19 protein-coding genes and 1 riboswitch are annotated in these 22,435 nt (G+C 62.1%); of the genes, 6 read left to right on the top strand and 13 right to left on the bottom strand.

Annotated features, from left to right (window positions below):
* Positions 1–102: 102 nt before the first annotated feature.
* The 7 genes from parC to ACLD1Y_RS15375 all read right to left on the bottom strand — a co-directional run bounded on the left by parC (position 103) and on the right by ACLD1Y_RS15375 (position 8,079).
* The gene (gene parC, locus ACLD1Y_RS15405; protein ID WP_429478751.1) at positions 103–2,367 is read right to left on the bottom strand and encodes a DNA topoisomerase IV subunit A; all 2,265 of its coding nucleotides are present in this window, start codon (positions 2,365–2,367) and stop codon (positions 103–105) included.
* A 70-nt stretch (positions 2,368–2,437) separates the two neighbouring features.
* The gene (locus ACLD1Y_RS15400; RefSeq protein WP_429478750.1) at positions 2,438–3,433 is read right to left on the bottom strand and encodes an esterase-like activity of phytase family protein; all 996 of its coding nucleotides are present in this window, start codon (positions 3,431–3,433) and stop codon (positions 2,438–2,440) included.
* Complete coding sequence (gene parE, locus ACLD1Y_RS15395) at positions 3,433–5,337, bottom strand: DNA topoisomerase IV subunit B (RefSeq protein WP_429478749.1); 1,905 nt, start codon at positions 5,335–5,337, stop codon at positions 3,433–3,435. Before parE ends, ACLD1Y_RS15400 begins: the two co-directional genes overlap by 1 nt.
* Positions 5,338–5,382: 45 nt before the next feature.
* Entirely contained in the window at positions 5,383–5,991 is a 609-nt protein-coding gene (locus tag ACLD1Y_RS15390) for a YqiA/YcfP family alpha/beta fold hydrolase (RefSeq protein WP_429478748.1), read from the bottom strand.
* A 117-nt stretch (positions 5,992–6,108) separates the two neighbouring features.
* The gene (gene cpdA, locus ACLD1Y_RS15385; RefSeq protein WP_429478747.1) at positions 6,109–6,924 is read right to left on the bottom strand and encodes a 3',5'-cyclic-AMP phosphodiesterase; all 816 of its coding nucleotides are present in this window, start codon (positions 6,922–6,924) and stop codon (positions 6,109–6,111) included.
* A gap of 97 nt (positions 6,925–7,021) precedes the next feature.
* Positions 7,022–7,471 (bottom strand): DUF1249 domain-containing protein, encoded by a 450-nt coding sequence (locus tag ACLD1Y_RS15380; RefSeq protein ID WP_017734937.1) that lies wholly within the window; start codon positions 7,469–7,471, stop codon positions 7,022–7,024.
* The gene (locus ACLD1Y_RS15375; RefSeq protein WP_122485475.1) at positions 7,462–8,079 is read right to left on the bottom strand and encodes an NUDIX domain-containing protein; all 618 of its coding nucleotides are present in this window, start codon (positions 8,077–8,079) and stop codon (positions 7,462–7,464) included. The genes ACLD1Y_RS15380 and ACLD1Y_RS15375 overlap by 10 nt, the downstream gene beginning before the upstream one ends.
* A gap of 192 nt (positions 8,080–8,271) precedes the next feature.
* On the opposite strand from ACLD1Y_RS15375, the gene ACLD1Y_RS15370 reads away from it, so the two are divergent.
* On the top strand, positions 8,272–9,009 hold the full coding sequence (locus ACLD1Y_RS15370) for an RsiV family protein (RefSeq protein WP_429478746.1): 738 nt from the start codon (positions 8,272–8,274) through the stop codon (positions 9,007–9,009).
* Here ACLD1Y_RS15370 and cytX read toward each other — a convergent pair.
* The gene (gene cytX, locus ACLD1Y_RS15365) at positions 8,978–10,267 is read right to left on the bottom strand and encodes a putative hydroxymethylpyrimidine transporter CytX (protein WP_429478745.1); all 1,290 of its coding nucleotides are present in this window, start codon (positions 10,265–10,267) and stop codon (positions 8,978–8,980) included. The genes ACLD1Y_RS15370 and cytX overlap by 32 nt on opposite strands.
* Before the next feature lie 145 nt (positions 10,268–10,412).
* The gene (gene thiC / locus ACLD1Y_RS15360; RefSeq protein ID WP_429478744.1) at positions 10,413–12,317 is read right to left on the bottom strand and encodes a phosphomethylpyrimidine synthase ThiC; all 1,905 of its coding nucleotides are present in this window, start codon (positions 12,315–12,317) and stop codon (positions 10,413–10,415) included.
* A gap of 149 nt (positions 12,318–12,466) precedes the next feature.
* Positions 12,467–12,572: riboswitch (TPP riboswitch) on the bottom strand.
* 194 nt (positions 12,573–12,766) lie between these two features.
* Here thiC and ACLD1Y_RS15355 point away from each other — a divergent pair.
* On the top strand, positions 12,767–14,206 hold the full coding sequence (locus tag ACLD1Y_RS15355; RefSeq protein WP_429478743.1) for a TolC family outer membrane protein: 1,440 nt from the start codon (positions 12,767–12,769) through the stop codon (positions 14,204–14,206).
* 74 nt (positions 14,207–14,280) lie between these two features.
* On the opposite strand, the gene waaA is transcribed toward ACLD1Y_RS15355, so the two are convergent.
* Complete coding sequence (gene waaA, locus ACLD1Y_RS15350) at positions 14,281–15,558, bottom strand: lipid IV(A) 3-deoxy-D-manno-octulosonic acid transferase (protein WP_429478742.1); 1,278 nt, start codon at positions 15,556–15,558, stop codon at positions 14,281–14,283.
* A gap of 23 nt (positions 15,559–15,581) precedes the next feature.
* Positions 15,582–16,472: a LysR family transcriptional regulator gene (locus ACLD1Y_RS15345; RefSeq protein ID WP_429478741.1), complete on the bottom strand. Its 891-nt coding sequence runs from the start codon at positions 16,470–16,472 to the stop codon at positions 15,582–15,584.
* 103 nt (positions 16,473–16,575) lie between these two features.
* On the opposite strand from ACLD1Y_RS15345, the gene ACLD1Y_RS15340 reads away from it, so the two are divergent.
* The 4 genes from ACLD1Y_RS15340 to ACLD1Y_RS15325 are packed head-to-tail and all read left to right on the top strand — an operon-like array spanning position 16,576 to position 19,952.
* A complete protein-coding gene (locus ACLD1Y_RS15340; RefSeq protein WP_192298271.1) occupies positions 16,576–16,911 on the top strand; it encodes a DMT family transporter in 336 nt (111 codons plus the stop codon).
* Positions 16,912–16,966: 55 nt separating this feature from the next.
* Positions 16,967–18,142: an NAD(P)/FAD-dependent oxidoreductase gene (locus ACLD1Y_RS15335; RefSeq protein WP_429478740.1), complete on the top strand. Its 1,176-nt coding sequence runs from the start codon at positions 16,967–16,969 to the stop codon at positions 18,140–18,142.
* Positions 18,139–18,951, top strand: a complete 813-nt coding sequence (locus tag ACLD1Y_RS15330; RefSeq protein ID WP_429478739.1) for an aldo/keto reductase — start codon at positions 18,139–18,141, stop codon at positions 18,949–18,951. The genes ACLD1Y_RS15335 and ACLD1Y_RS15330 overlap by 4 nt, the downstream gene beginning before the upstream one ends.
* A gap of 41 nt (positions 18,952–18,992) precedes the next feature.
* Entirely contained in the window at positions 18,993–19,952 is a 960-nt protein-coding gene (locus tag ACLD1Y_RS15325) for a metal ABC transporter ATPase (RefSeq protein ID WP_429478738.1), read from the top strand.
* Between the two features lie 108 nt (positions 19,953–20,060).
* On the opposite strand, the gene ACLD1Y_RS15320 is transcribed toward ACLD1Y_RS15325, so the two are convergent.
* Together ACLD1Y_RS15320 and hldE are read right to left on the bottom strand one after the other, a co-directional pair.
* On the bottom strand, positions 20,061–20,987 hold the full coding sequence (locus tag ACLD1Y_RS15320; protein ID WP_429478737.1) for an NAD-dependent epimerase/dehydratase family protein: 927 nt from the start codon (positions 20,985–20,987) through the stop codon (positions 20,061–20,063).
* Entirely contained in the window at positions 20,980–22,404 is a 1,425-nt protein-coding gene (gene hldE / locus ACLD1Y_RS15315) for a bifunctional D-glycero-beta-D-manno-heptose-7-phosphate kinase/D-glycero-beta-D-manno-heptose 1-phosphate adenylyltransferase HldE (RefSeq protein ID WP_429478736.1), read from the bottom strand. The genes ACLD1Y_RS15320 and hldE overlap by 8 nt, the downstream gene beginning before the upstream one ends.
* Positions 22,405–22,435 lie beyond the last annotated feature (31 nt).

Genomic DNA, 22,435 nt, shown 5'->3' with positions numbered 1-22,435 from the left:
CCGGCGCTGGAAAGGCCATATCATCCGTGAATATGCGCCATGACTCCAGCGCCAAAGCGCCGATCTACGCGTTAAATCGTAGATCGGGGGCTCTAATACGCGTTAAACAGGCGTTTCCACCAACAACGCATCTACGCGCTGGAAGCCACGTGGCAGTTTGTTACCACGTCGCCCGCGCTCGCCCTTGTAGTGCTCCAAGTCGTCAGGCCGCAGCGAAAGCGTGCGTTTACCGGCTTGCAGTACCAAGGTCGCACCTTCCGGGATCACGGCAATGTCGGTCACGTACTCTTCGCGACTGGCCACGCGCTCGCCAGGAATCCCAATAATCTTGTTGCCCTTGCCTTTGCCCAGCTGTGGCAGGTCGCTGATCTTGAACACCAGCAAACGCCCTTCGGTGGTCACCGATGCCAGCCAATTGCTCTCACGGTCGTCCACCGGACGCGGCAAGATCACCTTGGCGTTGTTCGGCAGGCTCAACAGCGCCTTGCCCGCCTTGTTCTTGGCCTGCAGGTCTTCACCCTTGACCACAAAGCCGTAACCCGCGTCGGACGCAATCACATACAGCGCATCATCCTCCGGCAGCAGCACACACTCGAAATTCGCTCCCGGTGGCGGCGTCAGGCGCCCGGTCAGCGGCTCGCCCTGCCCCCGTGCCGATGGCAAGGTGTGGGCCGGCACCGAATAACTGCGCCCGGTGGAGTCGATAAACACCGCAAACTGGTTGGAACGCCCGGATGCGGCGGTCTTGAAGCCGTCGCCTGCCTTGTACGACAAACCGGTGGCGTCAATATCATGCCCTTTGGCAGAGCGAACCCAACCCTTTTCCGACAGAACGACGGTAATTTTCTCGTTTGGCAGCAGCTCGGTTTCTGTCAGAGCTTTCGCTTCGGCACGCTGGACGATGGGCGAACGACGGTCATCGCCGTAGGTTTCGGCGTCTTTGATCAGCTCGCTGCGTACCAGCTTTTTCAGCTTGGCTTCGCTGCCCAGCAGGGCTTGCAGCTTGGCTTGTTCCTTGAGCAGCGCGTCTTGTTCGTCGCGCAGCTTCATCTCTTCCAGTCGTGCCAACTGGCGCAAGCGGGTGTCGAGAATGTAGTCAGCCTGGATCTCGCTCAGCTCGAAGCGCGCGATCAGCTCGGCTTTCGGATGCTCGGCGGTGCGGATGATGTGGATCACTTCATCCAGGTTGAGGTAGGCAATCAACAAACCGTCCAACAGGTGCAAGCGACGCTCGACCTTATCCAGACGGAATTGCAGGCGGCGGCGCACGGTCTGCACGCGGAATTCAAGCCATTCCACCAGCAGGTTGCGCAGGTTTTTCAGCTGCGGCTTGCCGTCCAGGCCGATGATGTTGACGTTGACCCGGTAGCTGGATTCCAGGTCGGTGCTGGCAAACAGATGCTGCATCAGCACTTCGTGGTCGACCCGGCTGTTGGTCGGGATGATCACGATGCGGCAGGGGTTTTCGTGGTCTGACTCGTCACGCAGGTCGGCAACCTGCGGCAATTTCGATGGCTTGGCCTGCATCAGCGCGGCGATCTGCTCCAGCACCTTGGCGCCGGACACCTGGTGCGGCAGCGCGGTGACGATAATGTCGCCATCCTCGATGTGGTACACAGCGCGCATGCGCACCGAGCCCTTGCCGGTTTCGTACATTTTCAGCAGGTCGGCACGCGGCGTGATGATCTCCGCCTCGGTCGGGTAGTCCGGGCCCTGGATATGCTCGCAGAGCTGTTCCACCGTGGCCTTGGGCTCATCCAGCAAACGCACGCAGGCCGTGGCGACTTCCCGCAGGTTGTGCGGTGGTACGTCAGTGGCCATACCCACCGCGATACCGGTGGTGCCATTGAGCAGGATATTGGGCAAACGTGCTGGCAATACCAGCGGTTCGTCCAACGTGCCGTCGAAGTTCGGGCCCCAATCGGCGGTACCCTGCCCCAGCTCGCTCAGCAAGACTTCCGAATAACGCGACAGGCGCGCTTCGGTGTATCGCATGGCGGCGAAGGACTTGGGATCATCCGGCGCCCCCCAGTTACCCTGGCCATCCACCAACGTGTAGCGGTAGCTGAACGGCTGGGCCATCAGCACCATGGCTTCGTAGCAGGCGGAGTCGCCATGAGGGTGGAACTTACCCAGTACGTCACCCACGGTACGCGCCGACTTCTTGTGCTTGGAATCGGCGTCCAGGCCCAACTCACTCATGGCGTAGATGATGCGCCGTTGCACGGGCTTGAGGCCGTCGCCGATATGCGGCAAGGCACGGTCCATGATCACGTACATGGAGTAGTTGAGGTAGGCATTTTCGGTGAAGTCAGCCAGCGACCGGCGTTCTACGCCGTCTAAGCTGTCTGCGAGGATGTCACTCATGCGGGCCTCATCATTTGGTAAGACGCAGCGAAGATGTCGCGACGTCGGGTCAATTCAGGAAATTCAATAGTCATGGCTGGGCACTCCAGCCACCGGCCGGGGCGGCAAAACGATAGACCACCGGGCGTTTTTCACCATCGGCGCGGGGGCCGAAGTTGTTGTCGATGCCCAGCCAGGCACCGTCTGCGTCCACCACCAGGGCTTCGGCCAGGCCGTAGGGCTGGGGATAACTGCGTTCGGGCGTCAGGGTTTCGTCGGCAAACGACCAGCACAGCTCGACCTTGGCCGTGACCGCATCACGCCGGCAAATCTGGAACGCATTGCGCTCCAGGGTAAACAGCTTGCCGTTGAACAGCGCCAGGTCGGCGAAGTCCTTGGACACCGCCTTGGCATTGGCGAACTTGGCCGGCTGCATTTCCTGGCCGGCCTCGCTCAGCAACACACAGGGCCCATCGCAACCCCACAGGCTTTGCGGGCGCTTGAGGGAAACCAAGCCGCGTCGCTCACGTTCGGCCGCCAGCCAGAGCTGGTTGCCCTCGGGGTTGATCGCGACGCCTTCAAATAACGCATTAAAGTGCAGCAACATGCCACTGGCGCGAGCTTCACGCACCATGCCGGGGGCAATCCTCAACCATTCAGGCGCACCGCTGACCGGCACTTGCAGCACCGCCGCATGGGCTTCGCTGACAATGTAGCGATTTCCCGCGGCATCGCAGGTGATGCCTTCAAAATCCAGGTCGCCACCGCGAATGAACGACGCGGCCTTGGTGCGCGAACGCAAGCCCCAGGGCAACCCGGACTCCGGCACCGGAGGCACGTCGATCTTCACCGTTTCGGCCTGCCAGGTGGGCGCGCTGATATCCAGGCGGTAGATCTGGTCGTCGTCGCGGTCAGAAACGCTCCACAGTTCCTTGCCACACAGGGCCAGGCCCGACAGGTTGCCGCCGCGCATGCCGTCCACCGGGTGTTCGGAGACAAGCTTGAGCTCAGCCACGGGCGCAGCAGCTACCGAGGTCGCCACCCACCCGCTCAACATCAGGATCGCCAGGGCGAAACCTGTGCGCATCAGCCCAAGACCTCGGCCAGGTTGCCCTTGGATTCCAGCCAGGATTTACGGTCTGGCGCGCGTTTTTTCGCCAGCAGCATGTCCATCATTTCCGACGTGGCGGCGTAGTCTTCCAGGGTCAACTGCACCAGGCGCCGGGTGTTCGGGTCCATAGTGGTTTCGCGCAATTGCGGCGGGTTCATTTCACCCAGGCCTTTGAATCGCGTGACCTGCGGCTTGCCGCGTTTCTTCTCGGCCACCAGGCGGTCGAGGATGCCGTCGCGCTCGGCTTCGTCGAGGGCGTAGAAGATCTCCTTGCCCAGGTCGATGCGGTACAGCGGCGGCATGGCGACGTAGACGTGACCGGCGTCCACCAACGGGCGGAAGTGCTGCACGAACAGCGCGCACAGCAAGGTGGCGATGTGCAGGCCGTCGGAGTCGGCGTCGGCGAGGATGCAGATCTTGCCGTAGCGCAGTTGGCTCATATCGGCCGCGCCCGGGTCTACGCCGATGGCCACGGCAATGTTGTGCACTTCCTGGCTGGCCAGCACTTCGCTGCCGTCCACTTCCCAGGTATTGAGGATCTTGCCGCGCAACGGCAGGATCGCCTGGAACTCTTTATCCCGCGCTTGCTTGGCGGAACCGCCGGCGGAATCACCTTCCACCAGGAACAGTTCGGAGCGCATCGGGTCTTGCCCGGCGCAATCGGCCAGCTTGCCCGGCAGTGCCGGACCTGCGGTGATGCGCTTGCGCTCGACCTTTTTGCTGGCCTTCAAGCGGCGTCCGGCGTTGTTGATTGCCAACTCCGCCAGGGCCAGGCCCAGTTCTGGGTGCTCGTTGAGCCACAGGCTGAACGCATCCTTGACCACGCCAGAGACAAACGCCGACGCTTCGCGGGACGACAAACGCTCCTTGGTCTGGCCGGAGAATTGCGGCTCCTGCATCTTCATCGAGAGCACGAACGCAATGCGCTCCCACACGTCTTCCGGTGCCAGCTTCACGCCACGCGGCAACAGGCTGCGGTATTCGCAGAATTCGCGCATGGCATCCAGCAAGCCTTGGCGCAAACCGTTGACGTGGGTACCGCCCTGGGCCGTAGGGATCAGGTTGACGTAGCTTTCCTGCACGCTGTCGCCACCTTCGGGCAGCCACAACAGCGCCCAATCGACGGCTTCTTTATTACCCGACAGGCTGCCGCAGAACGGCTCGTTGGGCAGGCGCTCGAAGTCACTGACGGAGTCTTCCAGGTAGGAGCGCAGGCCGTCTTCGTAGTGCCACTCGACCTTTTCGCCGGTGCCTTTGTCTTCAAAGGTCACCAACAGGCCCGGGCACAGCACAGCCTTGGCCTTGAGCACGTGCTTGAGGCGGCTGATGGAGAATTTTGGTGAGTCGAAGTATTTCGGGTCCGGCGCAAAGTACACGCTGGTGCCGGTATTACGCTTGCCAACGGTGCCGATCACTTCCAGGTCGGTGGCCTTGTAGCCATCGGCAAAGGTCATCTGGTACTCGTTGCCGTCGCGCTTGACCTTTACCCGAACCAGGGTGGACAAGGCGTTGACCACGGAAATACCCACGCCGTGCAAGCCACCGGAGAACTGGTAGTTCTTGTTGGAGAACTTACCGCCGGCGTGCAGTTTGGTGAGGATCAACTCAACGCCCGGCACACCCTCTTCCGGGTGGATGTCCACCGGCATGCCACGACCATCGTCGGACACTTCCAGGGAATGGTCAGCGTGGAGGATGACATGCACCGACTTGGCATGACCGGCCAGGGCTTCGTCGACGCTGTTGTCGATGACTTCCTGGGCAAGGTGGTTCGGCCGACTGGTGTCGGTGTACATGCCGGGGCGTTTGCGCACCGGGTCGAGGCCCGAGAGGACTTCGATGGCGTCGGCGTTATAAGAGCTAGCGCTGGGAGTGGCCATGGGGTCTCGTCGTGAGTCGTTCGATTAAAAAGTGACCTGCGATTCTTACAGTGACGAAAAATCGAAGGATTGATACTGATCTGCGCCAATGCCGGCAAAGCTGAGCAGCGCCGGCAGTTGTTGGGCGAACCCCTGGTAACCATGGTCGCCGCCAGCCTGGATGCGCAAGGCACAGGCCCGGTAATACTGCTGGGCGAGGCGATAGTCCAGCGTTTCATCGCCGGTCTGCAACCACACCTGGTAACGCGCGGCATCCTGGGGCGCCGCCACTTCCAACTCGGCCAGCGCCGTGACGTGGTCGTGGGTCAGTTCCCAGGTTTCATCGGTGTAGAGGTTCTTCTGGGTGCCCAGGTAACCGTCGAACATCCGATGGGGGCTGACCGCCGGGTTGACCAGCAGCGCCTTGAGGCCATGGCGTTCGGCAAGATGGGTTGCATAGTAGCCGCCGAGTGAGCTGCCGACCAGCAGTGGCCGCCCCAGTTCAGCGATAGCCGCTTCCAACTGGGGAATTGCCTGACGAGGATGGTGATGCAGGGCCGGCACGCGCAATTGATCGGCCAGGCCGAGGGTGTCCATCACGGTGATCAGTTGGCTGGCCTTGTTGGACGCCGGCGCGCTGTTGAAACCGTGGATATAGAGGATCGAAGCGGGCATACCGGGCTCTCCATGACGTAGGCCAAAGAGGCGCAGTTTACAGGGATAGAGGCCTTGTGTGATGACCTCAATCCACAGGCCCCCATAGAACCAATGTGGGATCAGTGTTTGCAGCTTTCAATAGCCGTTGCTGCCGTAATCCACGGTAAATTCGAAGCCTTGGACTCGCTCCACTCCCGTCTCCAACCGCCCGTCGGCATGCAAGCGCAACCAGCGATACCCTGGCGCCTGCTCACTGACCTTGAAGTCCTCGCTGCCCGGCGCGAACTGGATGCAGGTAGACGGCGAGGCCAGCAACCGCACGCCATTGCGCTCGCGGTCGATTTCCTGGTGCACATGGCCCCACAGCACCGCCTTGACCTGAGGGAAGCGGTCCAGCACGGCAAACAGGGCTTCGGGGTTGCGCAAACCAATGGGTTCCATCCACGCACACCCGATAGGCACCGGATGATGGTGGAAGCACACCAGATGATGTCGATTCGGCGCTTCACTCAGCGCCTGGGCGAGCAATTGCAGTTGCGAGTCTTGCAAATAACCCGGCACCGAGCCCGGCACGGCGGAGTCCAGCAAGGTGACGCGCCAGTTGCCGATGTCGACCACCGGTTCCAGAAAGTCGCTGTGCACGGCAGCGTGGACCATCACCTGCGGTTCGTCGTGATTGCCGGGGATCCAGCGCGCCGGGGCATCGATCTGCCGGGTCATATCGCGAAACAGCTGGTAGGACTCAAGCGTGCCGTCCTGGGACAGGTCCCCCGTGGCCAGCATCAGGTCAACGCGGGGCTGCTGCACACGCACCAGCTCGATCACTCGCTGCAGGCTTTCACGGGTGTTCATGCCCAACAGCGTGCCGTCAGCCTCGGCAAACAGATGGCTGTCAGACAGTTGCACCAGCAACGCCGAGGCGTCGGGGTTCACGGTGGATACGCTCGGCAAGGCGCTCTCCCAAGGCAATCACAAAAATGGACGGTTGGCGTGATTATGCTGGGCAGGACACAAAGAGGAAACCTGGAGAAACAGACACAGTTCACATCTACCGCACAGCTTCGAACTCATGGCCCAGGGCCAGGCAGTGGCTCAACCATTCACCGAGGAACACATTGAGCTGTGCTTTCTCATCGGGCTGGTGCATGAACACGTTCGGGTAAGGATAGATGCTGCGAAAGCGTCGCGCATGTTCGGCACTGATGACTTCGGCCATCCGAGCGTCGTGGTACACCTGCACTTCCAGTTGCGGCACCGGCAGCCACGGCAGGCTGTGTTCCTGGCGCACGCGCAGGGTGGTGGTGTACGGGCAGTTGACGATGACTTCCAAGGTAAGCACGCCGAGCATCTGGTCGCCGTGGGTCACACCGATGCGCCGCGCCGCCGGGGCGTGGCGCATGTCGGGCAGCAAGCGCATCAGCCGCGCATAGTTGGCCTCGCAGGCGGCTTGCAGCCCGATCAGGTCAACTCGATAACGTTCCCGTGCCTTTACTGCCATAACCCCCTCACTTCCGCGCGATTAAGCGCAAGCCATTGCAGGGCGATGATGCTGGCTGCGTTGGAAATTTTGCCGTCGCGCACCGCTTGCAGGGCATCTTCAAAGGCCCAAACGGTGACGCGGATATCTTCTGCCTCTTCTTCCAATCCATGGACGCCACCTACCCCGGTGCTGTCGCAGCGGCCCAGGTACAGGTGGACAAATTCGGTACTGCCGCCGGGGGATGGGAAATACTTGGTGATCGGCCACAGCGCAGAGAATGTCAGCCCAGCTTCCTCCTCGGCTTCGCGGTGCGCAACCTCCTCGGGTTGCTCATCCTTGTCGATCAGGCCGGCGACCATCTCGATCAGCCACGGGTTGTCGGTACGGCCCATGGCGCCGATGCGGAACTGCTCGTTGAGCACCACTTCGTCGCGCTGCGGGTCGTAGGGCAATACACACACAGCGTCATGACGAACGAAGACTTCGCGGTTGATCACCCGGCTCATGCCGCCGTCGAATTTCTCGTGGCGCAATTGCAGGCGATCGAGCTGGTAGAAGCCCTTGAACGCATTGTCGCGCTGAACAATCTCGATCTTGCTCGGCGTCGATTTTGCAAAGTCCGTCATATCCCTTCCTCGTTGTGCCTGCGCAATTGGCGCCATCCTAACGCGCTCCTGCCCGTTGATGCAGCCCCTTTCCAGTTGCCGGGATAGACGGCGGGCGTCAAACTCGCTCAAATGAGTTTAGTGGCGAACTGACTGCTTTGTTGGTAGTCGAAGCTGCACAATTTCGCTCTTATCGTTAGACGAAGGACACCCATGTCGCTTTTAAAAATCGCCTCCGTGGCCTGCATAGCCCTGACCCTCGGCGCCTGCCAAAGCCTGTTCCAACCCAGCTGGCGCACCCCGCTGGAAGCCACGCGCGACGCCACCGAACAAAGCAAGCCCGGCTGCGCCAGCGCTGACTGCCCGCTGGTGAATATCGACACGGTGCATTTCGCCAAGGAGCCCAAGCTGGATGCCTTGATCGAACAGCGCCTGCTGGAAATGACCCAGGCCGACCCGCTGCCGACCAGCCTTGCGACCTACACCGAGCAATTCTTGCGCAGCGCCGCACCGCGCAACAGCATGTACTTGCAGGCCAAGGTACGGGAACAGCATGACGGCTTGGTGATCATCGAGCTGGCCAGCTACCTGGACCAAGGAGCCACCCACGGCGAGCCGGGGCGTTCGTTCATCAACTATTCGCGCCAACAGCAAAAAGCGCTGACGCTGACCGACATGCTGCTGCCTGGCAAAGAGGATGCGTTCTGGAAAGCCGCCCAGGTGTCCCACAACAGCTGGCTGATCAGCACCCGTCTGAGCCTGGAACCGGAGTTCGTGAAAACCTACCCGTTCCAGAAAACCCCGAACGTGGCGCTGACCTACGGTGGTGTGGTGCTCAAGTACCCCACGTCTACCATTGCGCCGTACGCCTTGGGCCACATCGAGTTGCAGATCCCCTACTCGCGCCTGGAAGGCATCCTTAAGCCTGAACTGGTGCCTGTGCGCCACTGAAAGCCCGGCCCAGGATGAACTGCAACAGCCCTGCCAGCACCAACGCCGGCAGGGTCGCGCCGACATCCGGGTACAGGTTGGCCAGCAGATGGTAAGTGACAATGCCACCCAACCAGGCCAACAGTGCCGGCCAGCGCAGGTTCGCCACCAAGCCCTGGCCACGGCGACGCAGGATAAAGTGGTCCACCAGTACCACGCCAAACAGCGGCGCGAACACCGAGCCGATCAGCAGCAGGAAGTTCTGGTACTGGGCCAACGGCGCGAAACAGGCGATCAGCGTGCAGATCACACCAATCGCCAGAGCCAGGTGCTCGACCTTCAAGCGCAACAGCATGCCGCTGGACACCGCTGCCGAGTGAATATCGGCGAAGGCGTTTTCTGACTCGTCCAGCAGGATCAGCAACAGCGGAATCCCCAGGCCCGCGCCCGCCAGCGCCAACAGCAGTGCATTCACCTCACCACTGGGTGCAAACGCCAGGGTGTAGGCCACGCCCAGGCTCATCAGCCAGAAATTACCGATAAAGAAGCCCAAGGCGGTGCCGCCGAACACACTTTTGGCGCGTTTGCCGAACCGCGAGTAATCGGCGATCAGCGGCAGCCACGACAGCGGCATGGCGATGGCGATATCAAAACCCACTGCAAACGGCATCGAGCCGTCACCGGCCTGGTCCCAAAGCGCGCCCAGGTCGGCCTTGGCGAACAGGTTCCAGGTCAGCCACAGGCACGCGGCGAGCAGTAGCCAGATGCCCCACTTACGCAGAATCTGGCGCACGAAGGTCAGCGGGCCGCTGACTGCCAGCAAAGTCGCCAGGCCGCCGAAAAACAGCGTCCACAACAACGGGCTGGCCAACAGGCTGCCGTCGCTGAATGCCCGCGCGCCCAACAGGCTCGCGGCGTCGCGCATCACGATGATTTCGAACGAACCCCAGCCGATCAGTTGCAGCAGGTTCAACAGCGCCGGCAGGCTGGCGCCTTTTGCACCGAGGCTGAGCTTGAGCGCGGCCATGGCCGACAGGCCGGTGTCGCTGCCGATTACGCCGACGGCGGCCAGCAACAAGACACCCACCAGGGTGCCGAGGAAGATCGCCAGCAACGAGCCGGACAAACCCAGGCCCGGTGCGAGCAAGGCGCCGGTTTGCAGGACCATCAGGCCGATGCCGAGGGAGAACCATAGGGAGAACAGGTCGCGGGCGCCGAAGACTCGTTTGTCAGCAGGCACTGCGATGTCCGGGGAATAGGTGCTGGGTTGAATGCTCAAGGGGGTATCTCTGAGGAATACTTGTTGTTTGGGAGATTGCTTTCGGGAGCAAGCCCCCTCCCACATTTTTGATCTGTGAATACATTCAAAATGTGGGAGCGGGCTTGCTCGCGAAGAGGCCGGCACAGCCTCCAACAATCCCGGATCAGACCTTCTTGTACAGCTGACTACCTTCCTGCTTGAACCGCTCCGCCTGCTCTGCCAACCCCTTGGCCACATCCACATCCACCGCTTCAATGCGCTGGTTGGCCGCGTACTCACGCACTTCCTGGGTGATTTTCATCGAGCAGAACTTCGGCCCGCACATCGAGCAAAAATGCGCGACCTTGGCCGAGTCCTTCGGCAGGGTTTCATCGTGGTACGAACGCGCGGTGTCTGGGTCCAGACCCAGGTTGAACTGGTCCTCCCAGCGGAACTCGAAGCGCGCCTTGCTCAGGGCGTTGTCGCGGATCTGCGCGCCTGGATGGCCTTTCGCGAGGTCAGCAGCATGCGCGGCAATCTTGTAGGTGATGATCCCGGTCTTCACGTCATCCTTGTTCGGCAAGCCCAGGTGTTCCTTGGGCGTCACGTAGCAGAGCATGGCGCAGCCGAACCAGCCGATCATCGCCGCGCCGATACCCGAAGTGATGTGGTCGTAGCCCGGCGCGATGTCGGTGGTCAGCGGGCCGAGGGTGTAGAACGGCGCTTCGTCGCAGCACTCGAGCTGCTTATCCATGTTCTCCTTGATCAACTGCATCGGCACGTGGCCAGGGCCTTCGATCATGGTTTGCACGTCGTGCTTCCAGGCGGTCTTGGTCAGCTCGCCGAGAGTTTCCAGCTCGCCGAATTGCGCGGCGTCGTTGGCGTCGGCAATCGAGCCTGGGCGCAGGCCGTCGCCGAGGGAGAAGCTGACGTCATAGGCCTTCATGATTTCGCAGATTTCGTCGAAATGCGTGTAGGTAAAGTTCTCTTTATGGTGCGCCAGGCACCACTTGGCCATGATCGAGCCGCCACGGGACACGATGCCGGTGACGCGTTTGGCGGTCAGTGGAACGTAGCGCAGCAAGACGCCGGCGTGGATGGTGAAGTAGTCCACGCCCTGCTCGGCCTGTTCCACCAAGGTGTCGCGGAACAGCTCCCAGGTCAGGTCTTCGGCGGCGCCGCCGACTTTTTCCAGGGCCTGGTAGATCGGCACGGTGCCAATCGGCACCGGCGAGTTGCGGATGATCCACTCGCGGGTTTCGTGGATGTGCTTGCCGGTGGACAAGTCCATCACGGTGTCCGAGCCCCAGCGGATGCCCCAGGTCAGTTTCGCCACTTCTTCTTCGATGGACGAACCCAGGGCGCTGTTGCCGATGTTGCCGTTGATCTTCACCAGGAAGTTACGGCCGATAATCATCGGCTCCAGCTCGGTGTGGTTGATGTTGGCCGGGATGATCGCGCGGCCACGGGCGATTTCTTCGCGCACGAATTCCGGGGTGATGATCTTCGGCACGCTGGCGCCAAAGCTGTGGCCGGCGTGTTGCTGGTCAAGCAGGCCAGCGGCGCGGGCGACTTCAAGCTTCATGTTTTCGCGGATGGCGACGTATTCCATCTCGGCGGTGATGATGCCTTTGCGCGCGTAGTGCATCTGCGTGACGTTGGCACCGGCCTTGGCGCGGCGCGGGTTCTTCACGTGGGCGAAGCGCAGCGCGGTCAGCTCGGCATCGCTCAAGCGCTGTTGGCCGAAGTGCGAGCTGAGGCCCGACAGGCGCTCGGTGTCGTTGCGCACTTCGATCCACGGCGAGCGCACGTCGGCCAGGCCTTTGCGCACGTCGATGATCACGTTGGGGTCGGTGTAGGGGCCGGAGGTGTCGTACACGGTGACCGGTGCGTTGATTTCACCGCCGAAGTCGGTGGGGGTCACGTCCAGGCTGATCTCACGCATCGGCACACGAATGTCCGGGCGAGTGCCTTGCACGTAGATTTTTTGCGAGCGGGTAAACGGCTGCACAGAGCCGGAGTCGACCTTGGCCGATTCACTCAGGTGCACGGTATTTTTTAGTTTTGTGTTTTTTATTTCTGTGCTCATCACGGGCTCTCCAACTTATCCAGGCGGTGGATTTTTGTCGGAGCGAACCTGTGACGGATGGACGCACTGAAACCAGTGCTGTGCTTGGCGCACGAGGGCTGTTCGATTGTCGAACAACATCCCGGACGAAGCACAAGAGGACTCGCCGGGTGACGAGAAATCTTGTTCCCTACGCAGGCGCTAACCTGATCAGGTTCAACGGGATCCGGTATTTACCGATCTCAGCCTTCCAACAAGGCACCCCGACAAGAACGCGGCCAGTCTAGACCAAGCCGTGGGCAAATTGCCAATGGCGGTGCATTCAGCGTGATGAATGGCGCAATTGCAGGATTGTTGTGCCGTGATCGCGCCACTACACTCGGTACGGCTTCAAGGCTTGACGCTCTGGAACTGTCGCCGTAGCCTTGGCCGACAAATTATCGCCGTAATATTTACTCAGGGAACGCCTCATGCTGCGCAAACTTTCACTGGCGCTTGCCGTGTCTTGTGCGACCAACGGAATGGTCTGGGCAGCAGAAGCGCCCTTGTCCGTCAACACTGACTTGGTCAGCGTCTACCAGGAGGCCGTGAACAACAACGCCGACCTGGCGGCCGCCCGCGCCCAATATGGCGCGCAAAAAGAAGTGGTGCCCCAGGCCCGCGCCGGGTTGCTGCCGAACCTGTCGGCCGGCGCCGACAGCAACAATGTCCGCACCCAACTCTCGCAGCCTTCCGGCACCGCCAATCGCGATGCGCATTCGTGGCGCGCCACCTTGAGCCAACCGCTGTTCCGCGCCGACCGCTGGTTCCAGCTGCAGGCCGCCGAAGCCGTCAACGAGCAGGCCGCCCTGCAACTGTCGGCCACTGAACAGAACCTGATCCTGCAAAGCGCCGAAAACTACTTCGCCGTGCTCCGCGCCCAAGACAACCTGGCCTCGACCAAGGCCGAAGAAAACGCCTTCAAGCGCCAGCTCGATCAGTCCAACGAACGCTTCGACGTGGGCCTGTCGGACAAGACCGACGTGCTGCAATCCCAGGCCAGCTACGACACCGCCCGCGCCAACCGCATCCTGGCCCAGCGCCAGGTGGAAGACGCCTTTGAAGCGCTGATCACCCTGACCAACCGCCAGTACAACTCGATCCAGGGCATTGTCCACACGCTGCCGGTGCTGCCACCGCTGCCGAACGACGCCAAATCCTGGGTCGAAACCGCCGGCCGCCAGAACCTGAATCTGCTGGCCAGCAACTACGCAGTGACCGCCGCCGAAGAAACCCTGAAACAGCGCAAGGCTGGCCACGCGCCAACCCTCGACGCCGTGGCGCAGTACGAGAAAGGTGACAACGATGCCCTTGGCTTCAGCAACCCGAACCAGTTGCCCATTCCTTACGGCGGCGATGTATCCCAGCGCACCATCGGCCTGCGCCTGAGCATCCCGATCTACAGCGGCGGCCTCACCAGCTCGCAAGTGCGTGAATCCTACTCGCGCCTGGACCAGACCGAGCAACAACGCGAAGGCCTGCGCCGCCAAGTGGTGGAAAACACCCGCAACCTGCACCGGGCGGTGAACACTGATGTGGAACAGGTGCAGGCGCGCCGCCAGTCGATCATTTCCAACCAGAGCGCGGTGGAAGCCACGGAAATCGGTTACCAAGTGGGTACGCGCAATATCGTCGATGTGCTGGATTCACAGCGCCAGCTGTACTCGTCGGTGCGCAACTACAACAACAGCCGCTACGACTACATCCTCGACAACCTGCGCTTGAAGCAGGCGGCGGGGACGTTGAATCCGGGGGACTTGCAGGATTTAGCGCGGTATTTGAAGGCGGACTACAACCCGGACCGGGACTTTTTGCCGCCGGATCTGGCCAAGGCAGCCGCTGAGCAACTCAAGGCCCGCCCAAGCTATTAAGCACACCGCAAAACCAATGTGGGAGGGGCGGTGCGACGGTTCGACTTGCCCCCTCCCACATTTGACCTCTGTTGTCAGTGGGTTAGGAGTCTGTCCAAGCCATCCAGCAAGCGCTTCAATGCGCCCTGATTAGCCTGCATCACCTTGAGCCCTGCCTGCGCCATCTTGCGCGCATCCTGTGGCAACTCGAACAACTGCCGCACGGCTTCGGCCAACCCCTCAGCATCATCCACCTGCCGCAACGCCCCGGCCTCACGCATCATCGCGGTGATTTCGAGGAAGTTGAATACGTGGGGTCCCATGATCACAGGCTTTGCCAACGCAGCCGGTTCCAGCGGATTATGCCCACCGGTCGCCACCAGGCTGCCGCCAACAAAGGCGCTGTCGGCCAAGGCATACAGAAACAGCAGTTCGCCCATGGTATCGCCGAGCAACACCGAGGTTTCTGCGCTAATGGCATCGCCGCTGGAACGACGAACCGTGGTGAATCCTTGTTGCTGGCACAGCTCGAACATCGGGCCAAAACGCTCCTGATGGCGTGGCACCAGAATCAGCAGTGCATTGGGATAGCTGTCGAGCAATTGCCGATGGGCAGCCAGCACCACCTCATCTTCGCCCTCATGAGTACTGGCCGCGATCCACACCGGGCGCTCGCTGGCGCCCCACTTCGCACGCAATGCAGCGGCACGCAAGGGCAGCTCGGGGTCAATGGTCAGGTCGAACTTGATCGAGCCGGTGACTTCCACGGTTTCCGGGCGGGCGCCCAGGCTGAGAAAGCGCTGGGCTTCGGTCTGGGTCTGTACGGCGAACAGGCTCATTTCGGCCAGCATCGGCGCGGTGAGCTTGGCGAAACGCCCGTAGCCCTTGGCCGAACGGGCCGATAGCCGCGCATTGGCCAAGGCCACCGGGATGCCTCGCTGAGCGCAAGCGTGAATATGGTTGGGCCACAGCTCAGTTTCCATGATCACGGCGAGCTTGGGCTGCACGCGATCCAGAAAACGCTTGGCCGCGCACGGCAAGTCGTAGGGCAAGTAACAGTGCTGGATGCGCGGCTCATTGGCGAACAGTGCCTGGATACGCTCGGAACCGGTGGGCGTCATGCAGGTGACCGTGATCGGCAGCGTCGGATACCGCGCAAGCAACCCACGCACCATCGGCGCTGCGGCAATGCTCTCGCCCACCGACACCGCATGCACCCAGATCCCGCCCGGCTGCAACACCGGCAGGCCGTAGGAAAACCGCTCGCTGACGCGCTGGGCGTAGGCCGGTGCCTTGCGTGCACGCAGCCATAGACGTAAGGCCACCAACGGCAGCGCCAGGTAAAACAGACAGCTGTAGAGAGTTCTATTCATGGCGGCGGAGTTTATCGGCTTTTTCAGTCAATCGCCCGTAGGCACTCGGCAAAACGTTCAGCCAAAAAGCGTGCGGCCGGGCCAAGGGGCTCATCGCGACGCCAGACCAACTCCACCACCAGTGCCGGCGGGGTCCATTCGCTGTCCAGTTCGACCATCTGGTCCTGATAGGTCGGGTATTGCACCACGTGCCGGGGCAACCAGGCCCAGCCCAGGCCACGGATGAGCCATTCGGCCAGCACGTAGAAGCTGTCGGCCCGCCAGACCTGGGGGCTGGCGGCCTCACTGCCGGGGTACACACTGGTCTGGGTCGACATCAGCAACTGCCGATATTGCGCCAAGCCCTGGCAATCCACGGCTTGCTGCCGGGCCAGCGGGTGATTGCGACCGCACACGGTGACCATTTCCACACTACCCACCACCCGACGTTCCAGCGCTTCGGGGATTTGGTCGTGATAGAACAACATGCCCAGGTCGGCCTTGCGCTCCACCAGCTTGCGTGCGACATCGCCTTGGGCGGCGCTGGAAATCTGTACCTCCAGATTGGGAAATTGACCGGCCAGGGCATCCAGACTGTCGAGTACCGGCTGATACAGCATCGCCTCGTCCTGGGCCAGGCGCAGGCAGGCCTCTTCGCCACGCATCAACGACAGCGCCCGGCCATTGAGGCGTTCGCACTGGCGCAGCACTTCCCGGGCCTCCTCAAGCAACACCGTACCGGCTTCTGTCAGGCGCGGTTGGCGACCACTGCTACGCTCGAACAGGCTTACGCCCAAGTCGGCCTCCAGCAAGGCAATGCCATTGCTCACCGCCGACTGTGCCTTGCGCTGCCCGCGCGCCACCGCCGAAAACGAGCGCTGCTCGGCGACGCTGACAAACAGGCGCATTTGCTCCAGGTTCCATTGCACGCTCATGGCTCAACCCATCTCTAATTCGGATAGGTAATGACTTTACCCCATCTGGTTAAGCCCTAAAATGCCGACCTTATCAAACGCGCTCCACACCGAGGATTACCCCATGAACCCCGCCTACTACTACCTGGCCATCGCCATCTGCTCGGAAGTGATCGCCACCGTGTCCATGAAAGCCATCAAGGGCTGGAGCACGCCCATCCCGTTGTTGCTGGTGATCGTCGGCTACGGCGTGGCGTTCTGGATGCTGACCCTGGTGGTACGTACCGTGCCGGTGGGCGTGGCCTACGCGGTATGGGCCGGGATGGGCATCGTGATGGTGAGCGTGGCGGCGTTGTTTATCTATGGGCAGAAGCTCGACCTGCCAGCAATGCTCGGCATGGGCCTGATTGTGCTGGGCGTGGTGGTAATCCAGCTGTTCTCGAAAACCGCCGGGCACTGACCGCCACTCAACAGCCTGTATACTGCGCCTCTTGTCTTGAACACTGAGGTCGCCCATGCCATCCGTTATTTCCACCGACGTCCTGATTGTCGGCGCCGGGGTTGCTGGCCTCTGGCTGAATGCGCGCCTGCGCCGCCAGGGGTTTTCTACGGTGCTGGTGGAAAACGCCACGCTGGGCGGCGGGCAAAGCGTGAAGTCCCAAGGGATCATCCACGGCGGTGCGAAGTACGCCCTGCACGGCGCCCTCACCGGCGCCTCCGAAGCCATTGCCGACATGCCGCGCCGCTGGCGCGAAGCCCTGGCGGGCAACGGTGAGCTGGACCTGACCGGCGTACGCTTGTTGTCCGAAGCCCATTACCTGTGGTCCCCCGGCACGATTGCCGGCAACCTCACCAGCTTCTTCGCCAGCAAGGCCGTGCGCGGCCGCGTCGACCAAGTCAAGGGCGATGATTTGCCCCCAGCCCTGCAAGACCGCCGCTTCAAGGGCAAGGTCTATCGCCTGGCGGAGTTGGTCGTGGATGTGCCAAGCCTGATCGAACGCCTGGCGCAACTGGCTGGCGATGGCTTGCTCGCCGGGCAGCACATCCAACCCCTGCTGGAAGGCAATAAGCTGGTGGGCTTGAAGGTGGATGACCGCGAGATCCGCGCCCAACGCATTGTCCTGAGCGCCGGCGGCGGCACCGCAGACCTGCTGACCGAGCTGGGCCTGAGCAAGCCGGCCATGCAAAAGCGCCCGCTGCATATGATCATCGCCAAAGGCCCTGGCCTCAAGCCGCTGTACGCCCACTGCCTGGGCGGTGGCACCAAGCCACGCATCACCGTCACCACTCACCCGGCCGCTGATGGCAATTGGGTGTGGTACCTGGGCGGCGATATTGCCGAGGCCGATGGCGTCGCGCGCACGCCAGAAGAACAAATCGCCACGGCACAAAAAGAACTGGCGCAGTTGCTGCCGTGGATCGACATGAGCCAAACCCAGTGGGCCACGCTGCGGGTCGACCGCGCCGAGCCCCTGCAAACAGGCCTGACCCGCCCCGACAATGCCTTCGTCTTTGAGGAGGGCCGCTTGCTGGTGGGCTGGCCGACCAAGCTGGCCTTGGCGCCAGACTTCGCCGATCGGGTGATCAACAGCCTGGAACGTGACGGCATCCGCCCAAGCGTCACCGAGCCGTTGCCGCACCTGCCAACACCGCCGATGGGCGTACCCGCCTGGGAGCAACTGTTGCCATGAGCCTGCCAACCTTGCACGACCTGCATCGCCCCCTGGGCAGCACCGGCCTGCTGGTGTCGCCGCTGGGCCTGGGCACCGTCAAGCTGGGCCGCGACCAGGGGGTGAAATACCCCAGCGGTTTCCAGATACCCGATGACGACGCGGCCCGCATGCTGCTGCGCCAGGCCCGCGAACTGGGCATCAACCTGATCGACACCGCACCGGCCTACGGCATGAGTGAGGAACGCCTGGGGCCGCTGTTGCGCGGCCAGCGCCAGGATTGGGTGATTGTCAGCAAGGTCGGCGAGGAATTCGAGAACGGCGTGTCCAGCCACGACTTCAGCGCCGCCCACACTCGCCTGTCGATTGAGCGCAGCCTGAAACGGCTTGAAACGGATTTTATCGACCTGGTGCTGGTGCACTCCGACGGCAATGACCTGCACATCCTCAACGATTGCGAGGTGTACCAGACCCTGGCGGCATTGAAACAGGAAGGTAAGATCCGTGGCTTCGGGTTCTCCGGCAAGACCGTCGAGGGTGGCGTGAAGGCTCTGGAACAAGGTGATTGCGCCATGGTCACCTACAATTTGAACGAACAGGCCGAGAAAGCCGTCATTGACTATGCGGCGGCCCACGGCAAGGGCATCCTGGTCAAAAAAGCCCTGGCCAGTGGCCACGTTTGCCTGGAACCTGGAGTGGATCCAATACACGCCAGTTTCATGCTGTTGTTTGCGCAAACCGGCGTTGCCAGTGCTATTGTCGGGACCATTAATCCGCTGCACCTGGCCCACAACGTGGCGACTGCTGCCAAGGTCATTCGTCAACTCTGATGCCGCCGACGCGGCCGACCCCGTCGCAAGAAGGAGCCGACATGCCGCGAACGCTCATAAGAAAAAACCCCAGCAACTTCAAGACACTGCCGCTGCACGTCGAAGCCACTCCCGAAGGCCTGAGCTACCAGAGCGTCGGCATGCCGCTCAACTTTGCCCAGACCCTGCAACGCCGCAAGCCGGTCGAGGTGCCCGACGCCGAGCGCTTCGCCGTGGAACTGGCCAACCTTGGCGTATCGGTGCGCCTGACCCTGCATTGGCAGAACCGCGATTACTGGGTGCTGGTGCGTCAACGCCGCCAAGACCGTGGCGATGTGGTGCTCAAGCTGATCTCCGGCTACGTCCCGGCCCACGAACTGAACCTGCCGCTGCACACCGCCATCCAGGAAATCGCCGAAGAATGCCTGCTGGAGACCCCCGAAGGCTGGCTCAGCGGGCGCTTCAACGACACTTGGCTGCCAGCGCCCTACTCCGCCGCGCTGCATTACCGCGAAGCCCTGCCGTTTCGCCTGAGCCCCTTGTCCGGTGCCGCACGCCCGGTGCGCTGCGCCACCACCCAGTTGATCGAACGGCCACGGGCCTATGTGCACTTACCCACCGCGTCGTTGCAATTGATTTACGACCTGCGCCTGGAAGTGCCCAAGGAGGCCAAGTCCCTGAGCCTGTTCCATGTGGATGAGCGCCTGGAAGGCGATCAGTTGGTGGCGCGCCTGGATCGCCAGCGTCCAGACCTGTACCTGATGCCGCTCAAAGACGGCCAGCCGTTGGCCGAGCTGTATACCGTCAAGAAGGATCAACTGTACCCGGCCAGCACGCGCGGCTTGTACCTGGCGGAAAGCTTCGCCCAGCAAGAGGGTTGGTTGGTGCGCGATGAACGGATTCGCTGGAAGGACTGGCTGCGCCAGCAGGGTTTGGCGGAGCCGGAGAAGGAGTCAAAGCTCAAGCGTCTGGCGAAACGCGTGCTGCGCAAGATAACGCCGAAGAAGAAAGCCAAGGCTTGACGCAATCGACTGTAGGAGCTGGCTTGCCTGCGATGGCATCACCTCGACCTGCCTGATGCAGCGAGGTGTCTGCATCGCAGGCAAGCCAGCTCCCACGTTTGATTGTATTCAGCCCTTGAGCAAGCGTTCCAGGCCGACCCTTAGCGGTGTCGGCTCGGGCAGTGTGAAACTCGCCAGCAACCGCTGGTTATTCGCCCGCGAATGCTTGATATCCCCCGAACGCGCCGGCCCATAAGTCACGGCGGGCAAGCTGCCAACCACGTCTTCCAAGGCCTGCAACACCTGCTTGAGGGTGGTGGTGCGGTTCCAGCCGACGTTGATTGCGCCCACAGGCGCATCCGGCACTTCAATGGCCTGCACCAGCAGGTCGACCAGGTCGCCCACGTACATGAAGTCGCGGGTTTGCTCGCCATCGCCGAACACGGCAATTGGCAGGCCCTGCTGCACGCGCTCGCTGAAGATACTGATCACGCCGGAGTACGGCGATGAAGGATCCTGGCGCGGCCCGAAGATATTGAAAAAGCGGAACACCACCGGTTCCAGGCCATGCTGGCGACGGTAGAAGTCGAAATAGTGCTCACCGGCCAGCTTGTCGGACGCATAGGGCGTCAACGGTGCCTTGGTGGTCTCTTCGTCAATCGAGGCACCTTCGCCGTTGTTGCCATACACCGCTGCGCTGGAGGCATACACCACGCGCTTGACGCCGGCCTTGCGCATGGCTTCGCAGACATTCAAGGTGCCGACGAAATTGCTCTGGTGGGTGCTCACCGGGTCATCCACCGAAGCCTGCACCGAGGCCACCGCGGCCAGGTGCACCACGGCGGTCGCGCCGACGCTGGCACGTGCCACCTGTTCGGCGTCGGCCACATCACCTTCGAGCAACTCGACCAGCGGATTATCCAACGGCAAATTGCTGCGCTTGCCGGTGGAGAGGTTATCCAACACCCGCACGCCATAACCTTTGGCGAGCAGCGCATCCACCAAGTGCGAGCCGATAAAGCCCGCACCGCCTGTGACCAGAACCCACTTAGTCATTGCCACGGATCTTCTCGACAATGGCCGTGGTCGAGCTGTTCTCGACCAGACCCAAGACTTTGACCGTACCGCCGTAGGCGCTGACGATATCGGCACCGACCACCTGGTCGACGGAGTAGTCGCCGCCCTTGACCAGCACGTCTGGCTTGACCTGGGCCAGCAGGTTTTCCGGGGTCGCTTCCGGGAAGCTGATCACCCAGTCCACCGCGCCCAGGCCTGCCAGCACGGCCATGCGGCGATCAACACTGTTGATCGGGCGGCCGGGGCCTTTGAGGCGGCTGACGGAGGCATCGTCGTTGACCGCGACGATCAGGCGGTCACCTTGGGCGCGGGCCTGTTCCAGGTAGGTCACGTGACCGGCGTGCAGGATGTCGAAGCAGCCGTTGGTGAACACAATGCTTTCGTTGTGGGCGCGCGCATCGTCAATCGCCAGCAGCAATTGTTCGATGGTCAGCACACCGCGCTCGGAGCCTTCGGAGCGCTGGATTGCACGGCGCAACTCCGGCGCGCTGATGGCAGCGGTACCCAACTTGCCCACCACGATGCCCGCCGCCAGGTTGGCCAGGGCCACGGCGTGGGGCAACTCTTCACCGGCGGCAATCGAAGCGGCCAGGGTGGAAATCACGGTGTCACCGGCGCCGGTGACGTCAAACACTTCACGGGCTCGCGCCGGCAGGTGCATCGCCGGGTGGCCGGGACGCAGCAGGGTCATGCCGTGCTCGCCACGGGTCACCAGCAAGGCCCCCAGATCAAGCTCGGCCATCAGCGCTGCACCTTTGCTCACCAGTTCGTGCTCATCGGCGCAACCGCCGACGATGGCTTCGAACTCGCTGAGGTTCGGGGTGATCAGGCTGGCGCCGCGATAAATCGAGAAGTCACGACCCTTGGGATCGGCCAGTACCGGGATGCCCTTGGCCTTGGCGGCCTGGATCAGCGCCTGGTGGTTCCTCAAGGCGCCTTTGCCGTAGTCGGACAACACCAGCACCTTGATGCCTTCGAGCAACTCGTCGACCTGGCCGCTGAGGGCCAGGGCGTCGGTCGCGAAGGGTTCTTCGAAATCGATACGCAGCAATTGCTGGTGACGGCTCATGACCCGCAGCTTGACGATGGTCGGCTGGTGGGCAATGCGCTGGAACAGCGCGCGCACGCCGGCACCGCGCAGGCTGTTGGCCAGGCTGTCGGCGGCTTCGTCGTCGCCGGTCACACCCACCAGGGAGGCCGGGGCGCCGAGGGCGGCAATATTGAGGGCAACGTTGGCAGCGCCGCCCGGACGGTCTTCGATTTGCTCGACCTTAACGACCGGCACCGGCGCCTCAGGGGAAATCCGTGAGGTACCACCATGCCAGTAACGGTCGAGCATGACATCGCCGACCACCAAGACAGGGGCTTGATCGAATCGCGGCATGGACAACTTCATGGAGCAACCCACATACAAAATGAACAGGGGC

It is taken from the genome of Pseudomonas sp. 18175, from assembly GCF_050432925.1.
Classification (GTDB): Bacteria; Pseudomonadota; Gammaproteobacteria; order Pseudomonadales; family Pseudomonadaceae; genus Aquipseudomonas.
The sequence above is the reverse complement of the archived record's forward strand: the minus strand, read 5'-3'. Positions and strand labels throughout refer to the sequence as shown.